The sequence below is a fragment of the Citrifermentans bremense genome (genome assembly GCF_014218275.1).
GTDB classification, from domain to species: domain Bacteria; phylum Desulfobacterota; class Desulfuromonadia; order Geobacterales; family Geobacteraceae; genus Geomonas; species Geomonas pelophila.
Genome location: NZ_AP023213.1, coordinates 813,473 through 830,415 on the forward strand (window position 1 = coordinate 813,473; position 16,943 = coordinate 830,415).

At 62.6% G+C, this 16,943-nt stretch carries 10 protein-coding genes; 2 read left to right on the forward strand and 8 right to left on the reverse strand.

Features of this window, described 5'->3' with window-relative positions; genetic code table 11:
• Positions 1–10 precede the first annotated feature (10 nt).
• From GEOBRER4_RS03495 to mltG, 3 genes are all read right to left on the reverse strand, one after another.
• On the reverse strand, positions 11–1,147 hold the full coding sequence (locus tag GEOBRER4_RS03495; protein WP_185244242.1) for an ABC transporter substrate-binding protein: 1,137 nt from the start codon (positions 1,145–1,147) through the stop codon (positions 11–13).
• Positions 1,148–1,481: 334 nt separating this feature from the next.
• On the reverse strand, positions 1,482–3,401 hold the full coding sequence (locus GEOBRER4_RS03500; protein WP_185244243.1) for a response regulator: 1,920 nt from the start codon (positions 3,399–3,401) through the stop codon (positions 1,482–1,484).
• Positions 3,398–4,390: an endolytic transglycosylase MltG gene (gene mltG, locus GEOBRER4_RS03505; RefSeq protein WP_226377877.1), complete on the reverse strand. Its 993-nt coding sequence runs from the start codon at positions 4,388–4,390 to the stop codon at positions 3,398–3,400. Before mltG ends, GEOBRER4_RS03500 begins: the two co-directional genes overlap by 4 nt.
• A 284-nt stretch (positions 4,391–4,674) precedes the next feature.
• On the opposite strand from mltG, the gene GEOBRER4_RS03510 reads away from it, so the two are divergent.
• Both GEOBRER4_RS03510 and scpB read left to right on the forward strand, forming a co-directional pair.
• On the forward strand, positions 4,675–8,031 hold the full coding sequence (locus GEOBRER4_RS03510) for an alpha-amylase family glycosyl hydrolase (RefSeq protein WP_185244245.1): 3,357 nt from the start codon (positions 4,675–4,677) through the stop codon (positions 8,029–8,031).
• 92 nt (positions 8,032–8,123) lie between these two features.
• A complete protein-coding gene (gene scpB / locus GEOBRER4_RS03515) occupies positions 8,124–8,903 on the forward strand; it encodes a methylmalonyl-CoA decarboxylase (protein WP_085813843.1) in 780 nt (259 codons plus the stop codon).
• Positions 8,904–9,079: 176 nt separating this feature from the next.
• Here scpB and GEOBRER4_RS03520 read toward each other — a convergent pair whose 3' ends face one another.
• The 5 genes from GEOBRER4_RS03520 to GEOBRER4_RS03540 form a co-directional block, all read right to left on the reverse strand.
• The gene (locus GEOBRER4_RS03520) at positions 9,080–9,187 is read right to left on the reverse strand and encodes an RCKP-type rubredoxin-like domain-containing protein (RefSeq protein WP_085813842.1); all 108 of its coding nucleotides are present in this window, start codon (positions 9,185–9,187) and stop codon (positions 9,080–9,082) included.
• Between the two features lie 9 nt (positions 9,188–9,196).
• Positions 9,197–10,678 carry a M16 family metallopeptidase gene (locus GEOBRER4_RS03525; protein ID WP_185244246.1) on the reverse strand — a complete coding sequence of 494 codons (1,482 nt, stop codon included), beginning with the start codon at positions 10,676–10,678 and terminating at the stop codon, positions 9,197–9,199.
• Between the two features lie 39 nt (positions 10,679–10,717).
• Positions 10,718–12,202 (reverse strand): M16 family metallopeptidase, encoded by a 1,485-nt coding sequence (locus GEOBRER4_RS03530; protein WP_185244247.1) that lies wholly within the window; start codon positions 12,200–12,202, stop codon positions 10,718–10,720.
• Positions 12,203–12,368: 166 nt separating this feature from the next.
• On the reverse strand, positions 12,369–14,753 hold the full coding sequence (gene lon, locus GEOBRER4_RS03535) for an endopeptidase La (RefSeq protein ID WP_185244248.1): 2,385 nt from the start codon (positions 14,751–14,753) through the stop codon (positions 12,369–12,371).
• Positions 14,754–14,837: 84 nt separating this feature from the next.
• The gene (locus GEOBRER4_RS03540) at positions 14,838–16,784 is read right to left on the reverse strand and encodes an ABC-F family ATP-binding cassette domain-containing protein (protein WP_185244249.1); all 1,947 of its coding nucleotides are present in this window, start codon (positions 16,782–16,784) and stop codon (positions 14,838–14,840) included.
• Positions 16,785–16,943 lie beyond the last annotated feature (159 nt).

The following is a 16,943-nucleotide window of genomic DNA, read 5'->3' on the forward strand; positions in this document are numbered from 1 at the left end:
GCGGCTTAAGCTACTTCGCCTTCAGGGAGACCAGCTTGCTGTCCTTTACCACCTGCAGGAACACGTTGTCCTGCCCCTGGTGGTCGCCGGGGGAGAAGCTCAGCTTGATCCCCCCCATGTCGGCCCCCTTCATGCTCTCGTAGGCGTCGAGGAATGCGGCCTGCGTTGGCGGGTTCCCTGCCTTCTCCAGCGCCATGACGATAGATTTTGCGGCCATGCATCCTTCCATGCTCACCGTGTTGAACCCGACATCCTCCGGGCTCTTCGCGATCGCCTCCCTGCATTCCTTGGTGATGGGCAGAGACAGGTCGTCCAGCTCCGGCACCACCTGGGTCATGATGATCCCCTCTGCCGCTGGGCCGGCGGCCTTGACCAGGTTGTAGCCGCCGGCGAAGGAGCCGGAGGCCAGATGCGCCGTGACCCCTTCCTTTCTGGCCAGCTTGATGAATTCCGCACCCGGCTGGTACACCGCCCCGACGATGATGGCATCGGGTTTCCCCGCCATGATGCTGGCAAGCCCCGCGGTGACCGCTACGGTCCTCCTTTCGAAGGAGCCCTTGGAGACGACGCTCAGGCCGTGGCGCTTGACCGCGTTCTCGGTGGAGGTGAGGATGTCGGTGCCGAGGCCGTCGTTCTGGTAGAAGACCGAGAAGCGCTTGGCCCCCTGCTGCACCAGCTGGTCGACGATCTTGTCCACCTCCTGCTGGTAGCTCGCCCTGATATGGATCACCTCTTTCAGCACCGGCTTGCGCAGCTCGCTTGCGCCGGTGCGCGGGTTGATGTAGGGGAGCTTGTACTCCTTGACCACGGGAAGGCTCGCGACGCAGTTGGAAGTCCCCACCGAGCCGACCACGGCGAAGACCTTCTGCTTCTCGATCAGGTTCAAGAGCCCGTCGATGGTCTTGTCGGTGACCATCTGGTCGTCGACGGCAACCAGCTCGAGCTTCCTGCCGTTGACCCCACCCTTCTCGTTGACGGCCTTGAAGTAGGCCTCGACGCCGACCTTCATCCCACGTCCGGACCCTTTGTTGGCGCCGGTCTGGTCGTTCACCATGCCGATCTTGATCACTCTCCCGGCGGGTTCCGCGGCCTGCGCGGCCGGGGCGGCCATCATCAGCATCATGGTCAGGAAAATCCCCTTCTTCATGACATCCTCCTTTGTTTTTGTTAGGGCGTGTTGGGGCGCGGCATCGCCTGGGCCGCCACGCCACGCTTTCAATGAACGGGCCGGCTGGTGCCTCCAATTAAAAACTGCAAAATAATACACGCTAATTATTTGGTTGGCAAGAGGGGCGTGGCCTTCTCATGCCTTCGGCGTATGCGCAGTTCCTCAGGGGGCTTTCGCAGCTGATGAGGGGAGCGATGAGGTAGGGGGGGATCGGGAGCTGCTGGCGGGGCGGGTGGCTTTTCATGAACAAAAAAAGCCTGCGCAGGGCAGGCTTCCAATGAACGGCGAATTTCGGTGACGGAACAAGGGTGGGCTAGCCGAAGATCCTCTTGAAAAGCCCCTTCTTCTCGGCTTCGCGCCTCTCCCTGATCAGGCGCATCCCCCCAAGGGCATGCTGCTCCTGCGGGTTCAGCTTGAGCGCCTTCTGGAATTCCCCCTCGGCGAGCCCGTCCCTACCTTCGTCCAAGAGCATCCAGCCGCGGAAAGCGAAGGCCTCGGCGCTGCGCCCCATCTGCAGGCTCTTGGAGAGCAGCATGCGGCACTTCTCCAGCGCGACCTGGGAGCCGTGGTTGGCGGGGTTCTTGTAGATGGACCAGGCGAGGTAGGCGCTGGTCTGGGAGTCCTGGGCGTCGAGGGTGTAGGCGTCCTGCAGGGCGCGCTCGGCGTTGTTGTAGTCCTCCATCTCCAGGAAGACCTTTCCGGACTGGAACTGTATCCGCGCCTGGAGCGCGTCGTCCTGGCGCCCGGCGAGGCCGATCACGTTGGCGTTCAGCATCTCGTCGTAGCGCTCCTTGGCGATGACGCTGGAGAGTGTGTTGTAGGCGTTGGCGTAGTGGGAAAGGACGTCCTGGGCGCGGGAGAGGGTGTCGCCGGAAAGCTGCATGAACTTTTCCGGTGAGTACTGGCGCGTCTTCGAAAAGTAGGAGTCCTTCAGGCTCGCGAAGCTGAAGTTCCCCTGGGTGAGCCCGAAGATCTCGTAGTAGTTTTTGTTCTGGATGGCGGCGTAATCGCGCTGGACTTCCTGCTCGAAATCGATCTCGCTTGCCGAAAGCGGCGCGGCCATGCCGGTGTCGCCCACAGCGAGGTCGATGGAGTCTGAAACCTCGTCCACCAGGTCGTCGAAGCTCATGGCCTGGACCTCGACCTCGACCACTTCTTCGATCGGGCGGTTGAAGAGCATCTTCTGGGGAAAACCGGTATCGAGGTCCTCTCCCGGTTCCAGGGCGAGGTTGACCATCCCCATGCGCACCAGGAAGTCGAGGAACCATGCCTGTCGCGCGGTTCCCCCAGGGACGAAAATCTCCCGGACCTTTTTCCCCTGCCCCAACTGTTCCAGTATCCCGATCTCCTCGGGGCCCAGCCCGAGCAGGTTCGCCAGGCGGTAGTACTGCTGCGTTCTCAAGGGGTAGAGGGGAGCGGCTTTTTCCAGGAAGCTGCCAGCGGCAAAACGGTCGCTCCCCTGCTTCGCCGCCTGGTGGAGCAGGCGCGGCAAACAAAGAGGGGTGAGCGGGGGCTCGATGGCCCCAAGGTCCGGGAGAAATTGCGGTGGCTGGTTCTGCAGCACCGCCTCGATCAGGATCCGGGAGAGGAACAGGCGCGATTGCTCCTGCAGTTCGTCGTAGCTCAAAAGGCCAGCCTCGCAAAGCGGCAGCTTGCCCGGGCGGCTGAGAGGGTATTTCTCCAGGTCGCTGCGCAGAAGGTGCCCCTCCGCCACCAGGAACGGGACGAACCGCGGTGAGGAGAACGAGGCGGGCTCGCCGGCGAGAAGGACGACGCGCGTTCCCCCTCCCAGCTGGAGCACGCCGCTTTTGCCGTTATGGTAGAGGTCGAGAAGCATGGAGAACAACTCCCTTTTGACAGGCGGCGGGGCGAGAGCTCCCTTTACCGCCTCCAGAAACGCCTCTTTTCCGAAAGGTTTTTCCAGGTAGGCCTTCACCCCGAGTTTGGCGGCTGCCCGGGCGTAACCCTCGCCGCGGAAGACGCCGGTCATGATGATCACCGGGAGCTCCTTCAGCTCCGGGTTCCTGCGCACCCGCTGCAGCAGTTCCACCCCGTTCATGGCGCCCAGTTTCAGGTCCAGGACCAGCAGGTCGATCTTTTCCTGGCCCAAGAGAAGAAGCGCACCTTCGGCGTCCGCCAAGCTGCGCACCTCGTGGCCGAGCGATTCGAGGAAGGTTTGCAGCATCCCGGCCAAGCGGGCGTTGTCCTCGACCAGAAGGATGCGCCGCTTCACCTGGTCCCTCTCTGGGCCGCAGCCGGCGCCTTCAGGTACTTGTTCACCGCATAGTTGTGGGAAGCAAGATCCCGCGAGAACTGATGGCTGCCGTCGCCGCGACCCACGAAGTAGAGGTAGGGGACGGTGGGCGGGTCCAGCACGGCTTCGATGGCATCCTTGCCGGGGTTGCCGATCGGGCCCGGGGGGAGTGCGGGTATCTGGTAGGTGTTGTATGGGGTCTGCTTCATGATGTCGTCGCGGGAAACCTTCCCGGCGAAGGCGCGCACGCCGTAAAGTGCCGTAGGGTCGCTTTGCAGCCGCATCCCGAGCTTGAGCCGGTTCTGGAACACGGCGGCGATCAGCGGCTTCTCCGCCGGCAGTACCGCTTCCTTTTCCACCATGGAGGCAAGGGTCAAAAGTTCGTTCTCCGTAAGCCCGCGGACCTTCAAACGGTCTCTCACCTCGTCCTTTAGGTACTTCTGCTGCCGCAGGATCATCTCGCGCACCACCTCCTGCTCCGTTTTTCCGGGAAGGATGTTGTAGCTGCCGGGAAAGAGGTACCCCTCGGCGCTGGGAGCCTGAATGCCCAGTTCGGAAAGCATCGCGCCGTCGCGGCAGGCCGCTAGGAATTTTTCCTTCGTGAAGATGCCGCGTTTCTCCAGCATCTCGGCCGCCTGGAAGCTCGAATACCCCTGCGGGAGCGCGAAGAGGCGCTGGTAGATCTCCCCTGTGAGCATCATGGAGAGGATCCGGCCCGGCCGCATCCCGTCGTCGAAAAGGTAGAACCCGGCCTTGACACGGGAGTCCCCCCCCATGAGGCGGGCGTACAGCGTGAAGAGCCGGCCGCTGGAAAGGATGCCACGGCGCTCCAGCTCCTGCGCCACGGCGCGCAGAGGGCGCCCCTTGCCGAGTTCGACGATTTCAGCCCGTCTGCCGTCGCCTGCCGGCAGGGACAGGAACAGGGCGAAACGGGAGGCGGGCAGCAGTACGACTGTAACAAGCAACACAATGAGCAACTTGCGGTGCGTCTTGAGGGCGTTTGTCAGGCTGGAAGGTACGATGGCGCTTATCCTATGTAAAAACGGGGTATTGCTGATTCAGAGACTAGGTTTAGGGGAAATCTCCAACTGTGTCAAGGGCAAATCCCTGAACGGAAAGGAGCGACATTATACATTTCTATAATTTAATAATATTTTTTTTAAAGACAGTCCGGGTATTCCAATGTATCATATCTGACTGTCCCGCCTGGCCGGGACCCGACCACTACCATACTGAGGCCACGAGGTGTCCGATGAAGCAGAGGTTTATTAACCCCGACTACTTCCCCTTCCAGATACAGATCTCGGCAGACTGCGGCGAAAGGATAGAGCTGCGCGCCCTGTTCGAGGAGCTGGGGGATGTGCCCGGCATCATCTACGCCAGGCGCATCGCGGCCAAGCTGAACCGACGGCTGGCTCCGCAGGAAACACCGGTCCAGCCCGGCCTTTTGCACCTCTACTCTATCCTGAGCCGGGTCTACCGTTACGTGCTCGGCCAGTACTGCTCCAAACAGCAGCCGGGCGTACTGACGGCGCTGATGGCGGAGGCGGGCTACCCCGAGTTCTCGGGAGAAGCCGGCCGTGCCCTTTACCGTTTCATGGAGCTCTTCCCCTCCCGGCAGATGGTCCTGGGGAACCAGACCCCTGAAGGGCATCTCGCGGAGGACGGAGACGACCTGGCGCTCCGCCAGGCTCTGACCGCGGAGCTGCTCCTCATGCTCCTGAACGGGGAGAACCGGGCCTTGAACCAGTTCCGGCGCATCTTCGACGCGTCCGAGCTCGCCTCCTCCTCCCCGTACCTCGCGGTTACCCTGGAACTTGACCGCCGCCTGGCCAAGGCCCCCCCCTTTGAGCCGGTGGGCATCACGCTCCCGGAGCTTCTGCGCGCGCCGCTGAAGGCCTCCCCTGACTCCCTCGCCGGCCAGATCGCCTACATCAGGGACAAATGGTCTTCCTTTTTGCCGCAGGAGCTCCTGGGCGAGCTGGTGACTGCCCTCGACATCGTCTCCCAGGAGGGGCGCGCCTTCTTCGGCGGCCCCGGCGAGCCGAAAGTGCTCAAGTTCGGCAGGAACGCGCAGCGCGGCGGCGACGAGTACCCGGAGTACGAGCGCTTTTCCCGGGACGCCGACTGGATGGCCAACGTGGTGATGATCGCGAAGATGGTCTACGTCTGGCTGGGTCAGCTGGCTAAGACCTACCAGACCGAGGTGCGCACCCTGGACCAGATCCCGGACGCTGAGCTGGACCGGCTGGCGCGCTACGGCTTCTCGGCCCTGTGGCTGATCGGCATCTGGGAGCGCTCCCCCGCCTCCCAGACCATCAAGCGCATCTCGGGGAACCAGGAGGCGATCTCCTCGGCCTACTCGCTCTACGACTACGTGATCGCCCACGACCTCGGGGGGGAATGGGCCCTGGACAACCTGAGGCAGCGCTGCGCCGCGCGCGGCATCAGGCTTGCGAGCGACATGGTCCCCAACCACACCGGCCTCTACTCCAAGTGGACCGTGGAGCACCCCGACTGGTTCATCCAGCTCGACTACCCCCCCTATCCCGACTACCAGTTCAACGGCCCCGACCTCTCCCCCGACGGCCGCATCGGTCTCTTCATCGAGGACGGCTACTGGGACAAGCGCGACGCGGCGGTCGTTTTCAAGCATCTCGACCGCGGCAACGGCAGGGTGCGCTACATCTACCACGGCAATGACGGCACCAGCACCCCCTGGAACGACACGGCGCAGCTGAACTACCTGATCCCGGAGGTGCGCGAGGCGGTGATAGGAACCATCCTCCACGTGGCGCGCCAGTTCCCCATCATCCGTTTCGACGCGGCGATGACCCTGGCCAAAAAGCACTACCAGCGCCTGTGGTTCCCGCTTCCAGGCCACGGCTCCGGCGTCCCCTCCAGGGCGGAGCACGGCATGGACCGCCCGAGCTTCGACCAGGTGTTCCCGGTCGAGTTCTGGCGCGAGGTGGTGGACCGGGTCGCGGTAGAGGCCCCCGACACGCTCCTTCTGGCCGAGGCTTTCTGGCTCATGGAGGGGTACTTCGTGCGGACCCTCGGCATGCACCGGGTCTACAACAGCGCCTTCATGAACATGCTGAAGATGGAGGAGAACGCCAAGTACCGGCAGACGGTGAAGAACGTGCTGGAGTTCGAGCCGGAGATCCTGAAGCGCTTCGTCAACTTCATGAACAATCCCGACGAGCGCACGGCGGTGGAGCAGTTCGGCAAGGAAGGGAAGTACTTCGGCGCCACGGTGCTCCTGGTCACCATGCCGGGGCTCCCCATGGTCGGGCACGGGCAGATCGAGGGGTTCCACGAGAAGTACGGCATGGAGTACAAGCGGGCCTATTGGGACGAGCCGGTGGACGAGCACCTGGTGGCCCGCCACGAGAGCGACATCTTCCCGCTCATGCGCAGGCGCCACATCTTCTCCGGGAGCGAGCAGTTCACCCTGTACGATTTTTTCAGCGGCAGCAGCGTGAACGAGAACGTCTTCGCCTACTCAAACTGCAACGACGGCGAGCGCGGGCTTATCCTGTTCCACAACGCCTTCGCCTCCACCGCCGGGTGGATCAGGAGCTCGTGCGCCGTGCTCCGGAAGAACGCGGCAGGTGGGACCTCACTGGTCCAGACCACCCTGGGGGAGGCGCTCGGCTTCAAGGGGGACGGTCGTCATTACTACTCCTTCCGCGATTACGCCTCGGGGCTCAGCTACCTGAGAAACGGCCGCGACCTCTGCGACCAGGGGCTCTACGTGGAGATGGGGGGGTACGAGTACCACGCCTTCCTCGACTTCGAGGAGATCTACGACGACGAGTTCGGGACCTGGGGCGCCCTCTGCTACCGCATGAACGGAGCGGGGGTGGAGAGCATCGAGGAGGAAGTGAAACAGGTGCGCTACGCCCAGGCCCACGCCGCGCTGCAGTCCCTTTTGACCAAGGCGGCCGCTGCCGCTAAGGAGCCGGGTGCAACCGCTCAGACGCTCCTTACCCCCCTTGAGCCCCTTCTAGCAGCGTTCTTCAAGGCGGTCGCGCCGCAGGCCCCGGAAAAGGTGCAGCGCCTGCTTGTGGCCTCCTTCGGAACCGAAGCGGGCGACGCGCTGCGGAGGGAACCGCCGGAAGCCGCTCGTCCCATCGCGGACTGGCTGCTCCTTTGCGCCTATCTCGCCCTGCACCGGATCGGCGATCTCCTGAACGAGGAGTCGGAGGAGGTGGTGGACGCGCTCGGCCTTGTGCGCCCGGTGGTCCACGCCTTCCACGCGCTTCCCGCGGCCGAGCCGGAAGAGGAGGCCGCCCTCTCGCCGGACGCCTACGGGAAACTTCTGCGGGTGCTATTGCGTCATGACCGCTTCTTCTCGCGCTGCCGTGAGCTGGGCGCTGTGAAGAGCTGCGCGGCGCTTTTCTCCGATCCATCGGCGGCCGGGTTCATCTACCTGCACGAAAGCGCCGGGGTGCAGTGGTTCAACAAGGAGCGCTTCGAGCTCCTGCTCGACTGGTTCCTAAAGCTGGACGAGGATCTCGCGCTGCACGGGCTGCTCAAGGAGAGCGCCGCGGCGTCAGGGTACCGGCTCGATGAGCTAATTAAATTGTTGGGCTCCACTTCCTGATTTTTCGGATTGACCTGATAAAATCTAAGGCTGGCGCTGGATCATCGCGGGGCGTCCTATCTAACGGGGATATCAACGCGGAGGGGGAAACCATGGCGGTCATCAGTACCCAGTTGCAGGACAATATCGGGACCATCACGTTCAACGATCCGGACCACAGAAACGTCTTGAGCGGGACGCTGATCAGCGAAATGCTGCAGTCGATCGGCGCGCTGCAGAAGGGGAAGATGCGGGTGCTGGTGATCCGGGCGCCCAAGGGGTCCAAGGTCTGGTCGGCAGGGCACGACGTGCACGAGCTGCCCATGCCCGGCCGCGACCCGCTTTCGTACCACGACCCGCTGGTCACAGTCTTGAGGTCGATCCAGTCCCTCCCCATACCGGTGATCGCCATGATAGAGGGAAGCGTCTGGGGAGGGGCCTGTGACCTGGCCCTTTCCTGCGACATCCTGATCGGTTGCCACAGTTCCACCTTCTGCATGACACCGGCAAAGATCGGGGTTCCCTACAACGTCTCGGGGATCCTGCACTTCATGAACATCATGGGGGTCAACTTCGCCAAGGAGATGTTCTTCACCGCCGAGCCGCTCTCTGCGGAGGAGGCGGTTCGGGCGGGGCTTTTGAACCATCTCGTGGAGAGCGAACAGCTCGAGGAATTCACCTATGCCATGGCCGGCAAGATCACCAGGAACAGCCCGCTCAGCATCGGGGTGATCAAGGAGCAGATCCGGCTCTTGGCGAGCGCCCACCCGCTTTCACCGCTCACCTTCGAGAGGGTGCAGGGGCTGCGCCGCACCGTGTACGACAGCAAGGACTACGCGGAGGGGATCAAGGCGTTTTTGGAAAAAAGGACGCCGGTGTTCAGCGGCGAGTAGTCGTGGGCGGCCCCTGTCGTCCAGCGGGTCCAAGGGGCGGACCCACTCGCCCGGTGGGAGATGGGCTGGGGTGAGGGCGGCGCCAAGGCGAGCTGCTCGCCGCACTGGTAACGCAAAAAGGGCCAGGCAGAATCGCCTGGCCCTTTTGTTTTTGGTTTTTTTACGGATAATCCGGATTACTCCTCTTTCTCGAAGTTCCCTTTCTCCTGGCACTGGGGGCACTTCTGGGGCTTGCATCTTCCTTCCTTGGTGTACCCGCAGCTTTTGCATTTCCAATTTGCCATTGTCGCCTCCTATTTGTTGTTGTTGAGCTTTATTTCCTGCACCTTCCCGAATTGGGAGAGAGGCTGGTCGAATTTCTTCTCATTTCCTACCACCACTAGTTTCATGGCGTCAGGGAGCAGGTACTGTCTCGCCACCCTCAGCACGTCCGCGCGGGTGACGCGGGCGATGTTGTCGCGGTAATTCTCCAGGTACCCCTTCGGGTAGCCGTAGAACTCGAGCCTCGCCTGCTGGTTCACCACCGCGCTGCTCCGCTCGAACCCGAAGATGAAGGAGTTGATGATCGAGTCTTTCGCGAGCTTCAGCTCCTCGTCAGAGACCTCCGCCTTGGTCATCCCGGTTATGATGGAATCGAGGAGCTTGATGGTCTTGGCGGTCGATTCTGACTTGGTCTCGGTCTCGGCCACGAAGGACCCCTTGAAGCGCCGCCCCACCTCGAAGTAGCTGTCGACGTTGTAGGCGAGCCCCTGGTTCGAGCGGATCTCCTGGGTGAGCCTGGAGGTGAAACCTCCCCCCAGGATGTAGTCCATCACCTTGATCGCGTAGAGATCGGGGTTGTTCTTGTCGATGCCCAGGTGCCCCATCCGGATCACCGACTGGTTCACGTCCTTTTGCACGTGCAAAACCGCGGGGGTGAGTTCCTCGGAAGGCTTGGGTACCGGCGGGAAAGGCTTAGTCTGGTTGGGCCAGTCCGCGAAGAGCGTTTCCAGGCTTTGCAGCAGCTTCTCCCGGTCGAAGTCTCCGGAGACGGCGACTATCAGGTTGGCGGGGTAGAAGTAGCGCTTCTGGAACTCGACCATGTCCTCGCGGGTGATGGCCTTCACCGTGGCGACGGTGGGTATGCGACCCAGCGGGTGATCTCCGTAGATGGCCCGCGCCAGTTCGCGCCCTGCGATCTCCTTCGGGTCGTCGTTTTGCCGGCGGATCCCTTCAAGGGCATTCCCCTTGGCGATCTCGACCCGCGCCGGATCGAACGCCGGCTCTTTCAGGACCTCGGCGAAAAGCGCCAGGGTCTTGTCCAGGTTCTTGGTCAGTGTCGTGAAGGAAACCCCGGCGTGGTCGGAGTTGATAGCGGACTCGATGGAGGAGGCCATGAACTCCAACTCGCGGTCCAGCTTCTCGGGCGGGGTCTTAAGCGTCCCGCCGCTTCTCAGCACCGCGCCGGTCAGGGCGGCAAGCCCCACCTTATCCTTGGGCTCGTAGATGCCCCCCGCGTTCAGGTATGCGGTCAGGTTCACGATTGGGAGTTCGCGGTCCTGCAAAAGGTAGACGACCATCCCGTTTTTGAGCTGGACCCGGTCGCTCTTTGGAAGCTGGAAGTCAAGCGGGGGGAAGCTCATGTCGCGCGGCTGGGCCAGCTGCTGCATCTCGGGTGTGACGGTTTTCGCCGCGCCTGTCTGCATCGTGCCGCAGCCGGCGATGAAGGCCAGCAGTATTGCGAAGAGGGTCAACTTCGCCTGGCTTTTCTTGTTAAACAACCTGATTGGAATCATTACTTATGGTCCCCTTGTCGAATTGCAGTGGCTCTGTCGTTACTGTGCTTTCGGGGTGATGAAGCCCACGGTCCTGTTCTCGCGGGTGAAGTACTGTTTCGACACCCGCATCACGTCCTCGGAGGTGATCTGTGCCACCTTCTGGCGATGCTCGATCAGATAGCGCCAGGTGCCGGCGATCGCCTCGTACTCGGTGAGGTTTCTGGCCAGTCCGCCGTTTGACGCCATCTGGCGCGATTCCTCGAATTCCAGGTGGTTCAGGATCTGCTGCAGCTCCGTCTTGGTCATCGGCTCAGTCTTCAGCCGCTCCAGCTCCTCGTAGATCGCCGCCTCGACCTCGGCCACGGTGTGCGGCGCCCTGGGGGTGGCGTTGATGATGAAGAGATTCGGGTAGCGGCTTCCGGGTGCGCCGAACGAGGAGACCGAGGTGGCGAGCTTCTTCTCCAGCACCAGCTTCTTGTAAAGCCTGGAGGTGCGGCCGTCGGTCAAAAGCATGTCGATCACGTCGAACACGTAGTCGTCCGGGGCGGGAAGGGTCGGCTTGTGGAAGCCGATCATCAGCTCCGGCTCGGCGTCCCCGACCACCTCGGTCCGCTTCTCTCCCGCCTGCTCCGGCTCCACCACGGCAACCGGCGGGACCGGCGTCCCGGGGGGGATCTCCCCGAAGTACTTCTCCACCAGCGCGACTGCCTTCTGGGGATCGATATCTCCCACGAGCGCGATGATGGCGTTGTTGGGGGCGTAGTACTTGTGCAGGAAGTTCTCCGCCTTGGTCCGGGTCAGGTTCTCGATGTCCGACATCCAGCCGATGGTCGGCTGCCCGTTGGGATGAGCGTTGAAGGCGTCGGCGAGAAAGGTCTCCCAGAGTTTCCCCTCCGGTTCCGCGTCATAAGAGCGCCGCCGCTCCTCCATCACCACGTTCCTCTCGGTGTAGAACTCCCTGAGCACCGCGTTCTGCATCCGGTCGCTCTCGATCGCGGCCCAGAGCTCCAGCTTGTTGGAGGGGAGGTTGATCAGGTAGGTGGTCCCGTCCTTGCTGGTGAAGGCGTTGTAGCCCGCCCCGCCGTTTCGGGAGTAGATATCGGCGAACTCCTCCTTCACCACGTACTTCTCCGCCTCCTTCTCCAGGCGCGCAAGCTCAGCGGTCAGCTCCTCGACCCGCTTGGGGTCCGCCAGGTCCCTCTTGATCTTTTCCGCCATCAGCTTCTGGGCCGTGGCCTCGATCCGGTCCAGAACCGGCTTTTCCGCCGCGTAGTCCCGGGTGCCGAGCGTCTTGGTCCCCTTGAACAGCATGTGTTCCAGAAGGTGGGCAAGGCCTCGCTCGTCGCTTCGCTCGTCCACGCTCCCCACCCTGAAACGGATCCAGGCCGCGACGGTGGGGGAGGTGTGACGCTCCACCATGAGGAGCTTCATTCCGTTTTTCAGGGTATGTTCCTGCACCCGCTCCGCGAGCCCCTGTGCGAAGCTGGTGGCGGCGCCGGCGACAATGACGAGAACGACGACGCATCTTGATATGGTCTTCATGACTACCTCAGCTTGGTCCGTTTAATGTGAAGCGAACAAAAAGATAACATTAGTCCTGTTGAAGCGCAAGGGGGAGGGGCTGTGTTGGGACGGGGGAGTGAAAGGGATTCGGCTACGGCGGGGAATCCCCCCTTCGCCCGCTGGCGCGGGGAGGGGGGAGATCGAGTCACTGTGGCGGCGGCGCTCCCGCCGGAGTACGGGCAGCAGCGGCGGGGGTAGGGGCAGGGGAGGCCGGGTTGAGAGCCTGCACGAACACCTCGCGGATATCCTCTACGAAGAAGAATTCCAGCTCCTTCTTCACGTTCTCGGGGATGTCCTCGAGGTCCTTCTTGTTCTTGGCCGGAGCCAGGACCTTCTTCACCCCGGCGCGCCGCGCGGCCAGAACCTTCTCCTTGAGCCCGCCGATGGCGAGGACCCGCCCGGTGAGGCTCATCTCGCCGGTCATCGCCACGTCCCTTCTCGCGGCGCGTCCGGAGAAGAGCGAGACGATGGCGGTCGCCATGGTGATCCCGGCCGAAGGGCCGTCCTTGGGGATGCTCCCTGCCGGGACGTGGATGTGCAGCGTGGTCTCGTCGAACATCTTCTTGTCGATGCCGAGCTCGGCGCAGTTGGCCTTGACGAAGGAAAGGGCGGCCCGAACCGACTCCTTCATCACCTCGCCCAGCGAGCCGGTGAGGATCAGATCCTCTTTCCCCTTCATCTTGGTCGCTTCCACGAAGATGATGTCCCCACCGCTCTCGGTCCAGGCAAGCCCCGTCGCCACGCCGACCCGGTCCTTCTCGGAGGCGACCTCGTCGAAGAACTTCGGCGCCCCCAAAAGCTCCGAGACGGTGTCCGGATCGACCATGGCGCGCACCTTCTTCCCTTGAGCCACTTCCTTGGCGATCTTGCGGCAGATCGAGGCGATGTTGCGCTGGAGGTTCCTGACCCCGGCCTCGCGGGTGTAGTCGTGGGTGACCCGGTAGATGGCCTCGTCGGTGAACCGGGGTGCCATGCTGGCGAGCCCGTTCTCCTCGACCTCGCGCGCGACCAGGTAGGTCTTGGCGATGTTCAGCTTCTCCTCGTCGGTGTAGCCGGAGAGGGTGATTACCTCCATCCTGTCCTTGAGCGGAGCGGGGATGGGGTCGAGCTGGTTTGCCGTGGTGATGAACATCACGTTGGTAAGGTCGAATGGGACGTCCAGGTAGTGGTCCGTGAAGGAGAAGTTCTGCTCGGGGTCGAGCACCTCGAGGAGCGCGCTCGCCGGGTCTCCGCGGAAATCCGCGCCGATCTTGTCCACCTCATCCAGCATGAAGACAGGGTTGTTGGAGCCCGCCCGGTTGATCTCCTGGATGATGCGTCCAGGAAGGGCGCCGATGTAGGTGCGCCGGTGCCCCCTGATCTCCGCCTCGTCGCGCATGCCACCCAGAGAGATTCTGATGAACTTGCGCCCCAGGGTCCGTGCGATGGACTTGCCGAGGCTGGTCTTGCCGACGCCCGGAGGGCCCACGAAGCAGAGGATCGGTCCCTTCATCTTGTCCTTTAGCGACCGCACCGCCAGATACTCGAGGATGCGTTCCTTCACCTTTTTCAGGTCGTAGTGATCCTCGTTGAGGACGGTCTCGGCCTGGTTGATGTCGCGGTTGTCCGGGGTGCTGATCTGCCAGGGGATGGTGGTCAGGTAGTCGAGGTAGGTGCGGGAGACGGTGTACTCGGGGGAGGCCGGGTTGATCCGCTCCAGCCTGCGCATCTCCTTTTCAGCGATCTTGCGCACGTCTTCGGGCATATGCGCGCTTTCGACCTTCGACCTCAGTTCGTTCGTCTCGCCCAGCCGGGAGTCCTCCTCCCCCAGCTCCTCCTGGATCTGCTTCATCTGCTCGCGCAGCAGGAATTCCTTCTGGCTTTTCCCAACCTTCTTGGTGACCTCGGCCTGCACCTCGCCCTTGATCTGCAGGCGCTGTACCTCGTTGGTCAGGTGCATGTAGACCTTTTTCAGCCGCTCCAGGGGATCTATGGTTTCGAGGAGTTTTTGCAGTTCGTCGATGGGGAGGTTAAGGTAGAGAGCCACCAGGTCGGATAGGCGCGCCGGGTTGTCGATGAAGTCGATCATCTTCATCACGTCATCGGGAAGGGGGCGGCCGTAGGAGAGGGCGATCTTCAAAAGCGCGTTGAGGCTCCCGACGAGCGCCTCGGAAACCATGGACTTCTCTGCGAATTCGCGCACCGGCTCCAGCCGGGAGAGCGCCACCGGCGTCTGCTGCACGATGGCCAGCAACCGGACCCTGATCACCCCTTCCAGCACGACCTTGGCTCCGCCGCCGGCGAGCTTGTTGATCTGCATCACCTTGCAGAGCGTGCCGATCTCGTGTAGCGCCGGGAACAGCTCCCCGGTCGGCTCTTCCCGCAGCTTGACCAGTGCCACCAGGTTGTTGAACAGCACCGCCTCCTCGAAGGGAGGCATGTCCTCCTGCTTCAGGAAGATGGTGAAGACCATGTACGGGAAGGCGATGATCTCCCGCAACGGGTAGAGCGGGACAATCTCCGGCATATTAATGGTGATGTTCTCTGTCATGGCGGTTTCCAGGTGCTTTTGTTAGGGTTTTTGAAACTTTAATAGAGTACTGGAACCCTTTGCCCTGTCAACCGCAAGCGCCGTTTACGCCGCCTCCCAAGCCTGGTACAGCGAGGCGATCTCATCGGTCAGCAGGGCGTGCCGCTCGCCCGCCACCCGCGCCGCTTCATGGTCCGAGAAGAACTCCGGCGCGGCCATCGCCTGCTCCAGTTCGGCCAGTTCCCCCTCCTTCGCGGCGATCTTCTGTTCCAGCTCCGCCTGCTTGCGCTCGCGGGCACGCTCTTCCTTCTGGCGCTGCTTGTCCTGCTCGCGTTGCTGCTGCCGCGACAGCCGGTCCCCACCGGCGCCGGCGTCGGCGAAGTCGGTCATCTTCATTTCGACTGGGGACGGGGTGAGGCGCCCTCCGCCGTCGGGAGCCGATGCCGGAGCCATCCCGGAGGTCTTCTCCAGGTAGTATTCGTAGTCGCCGTAGAAGCTTTCCAGCTTCCCCCCGCCGACCTCGACCACCCTGGTGGCGAGGCCGTCAATGAAGTGGCGGTCGTGGGAGACGAAGACCACGGTGCCGGGGAAATTCTTGAGCGCCTCCAGGAGCACTTCCTTGCTGAAGAGGTCGAGGTGGTTGGTCGGTTCGTCCATGAGGAGCAGGTTGGAGGGGCGCAGGAGCAGCTTGGCGAGCGCCAGGCGGTTTCTTTCCCCGCCGGAGAGGACCCCGACCTTCTTGTGGATGTCGTCGCCGGAAAAGAGAAAGGCACCAAGGATGTCGCGCAGCTGCGGCACCATGTCGAACGGGGCGTCCGCCAGGAGTTCGTCGTAGGCGCTCCTGGAGGCCTCGAGCTCCTGCGCCTGGTCCTGTGCGAAGTAGTCCTTGATCACGTTGTGCCCGTCCTTAACACTCCCCGAGCTCACGTCGGCGCTTGCCAGCACCCGCATCAGGGTCGACTTGCCTGCCCCGTTGTGCCCGACGAGCGCGATCCTCTCGCCGCTCTCCACGGTGAGGTCGATGCCGTTCAGGACCACGTTGCTGCCGTAGGCCTTGGTGACGTTGGTCAACTCCATCACGGTCTTGCCGCTCTTGGGAGGGGTGGGGAAGCTGAAGCGGATCTTCTTTCTCTCCGGCGGCAGCACGATCCGTTCGATCTTCTCCAGCTGCTTGATGCGCGACTGCACCAGCGCCGCCTTGTCGGTCTTGTAGCGGAAGCGGGAGATGAAATCCTCGATCTTCTCCACCTCCTCGTCCTGGCGCTTTTTCGCGTCCCTGAGCGCCGAGACCCGCTCCTCCCTAAGCACCAGATAGCGGCTGTAGTTGCAGTGGTAGTCGGAGATGTCGTGGTTCCAGACCTCGGCTATGCGCGAGCAGACCTGGTCCAGGAAGAAGCGGTCATGGGAGACCAGCATGACCGAGTACGGGTAGCCCTGCAGGTACCCTTCGAGCCAGTTGCGCGCCTCGATGTCCAAGTGGTTGGTCGGCTCGTCCAGAAGAAGCACGTTCGGTTTCTTCAAGAGCAGCTTCGCCAGCGCGATGCGCATCTGCCAGCCCCCGGAGAACTCGCCGCACTCCTTCTCCCAGTCGGCGGGGGAGAAGCCGAGGCCGGTGAGGACGTTCCCCACCTCGCTCTCCATCGAATAGCCCCCCTTGAGGCGAAACTCCTCTTGGAGGTGACCGAAGCGGTCGAGCAGCTGGTCGTGTCCCGGGGCGTCGTGGGACTCGCGCTCCAGGCGCGCCGTGAGCTGCGCAATCTCCCTCTCTATATCCTGCAGTTCGGAGAGCGCCGTCATCACCTCGGCGAAGAGAGGCTGTCCCTTGGCCACGATCCCATCCTGGGGGAGGTAGCCTACCGTTCCGCCGCGCGCTATCTGTATCTCGCCGCTGGTGCTTTCCACCTCGCCCGCGATGATGCGCATCAAGGTCGATTTGCCGGCGCCGTTCTCGCCGACCAGGCCCACGCGCTCGCCCTTTTTCAGGTGCCAGCTGATCTCGGTGAAAAGCGGTTTGCCCGCGAAATCCTTGGAGAGTTTCTTCAGGTGCAGCATGTCTGGAGGTTCCTTTTGGGAGATGAGAGATGGGGCCAAGCCCTGCACATTAACGGGGTATTGTAGGTGGTGAGGCGGGAGTTTGTCAAACTTCAAACAAACCATTGGCAAGGAGGACTTCTGAGGACTTCAAAACCTTTAGCCACGGAGAAAATCTGA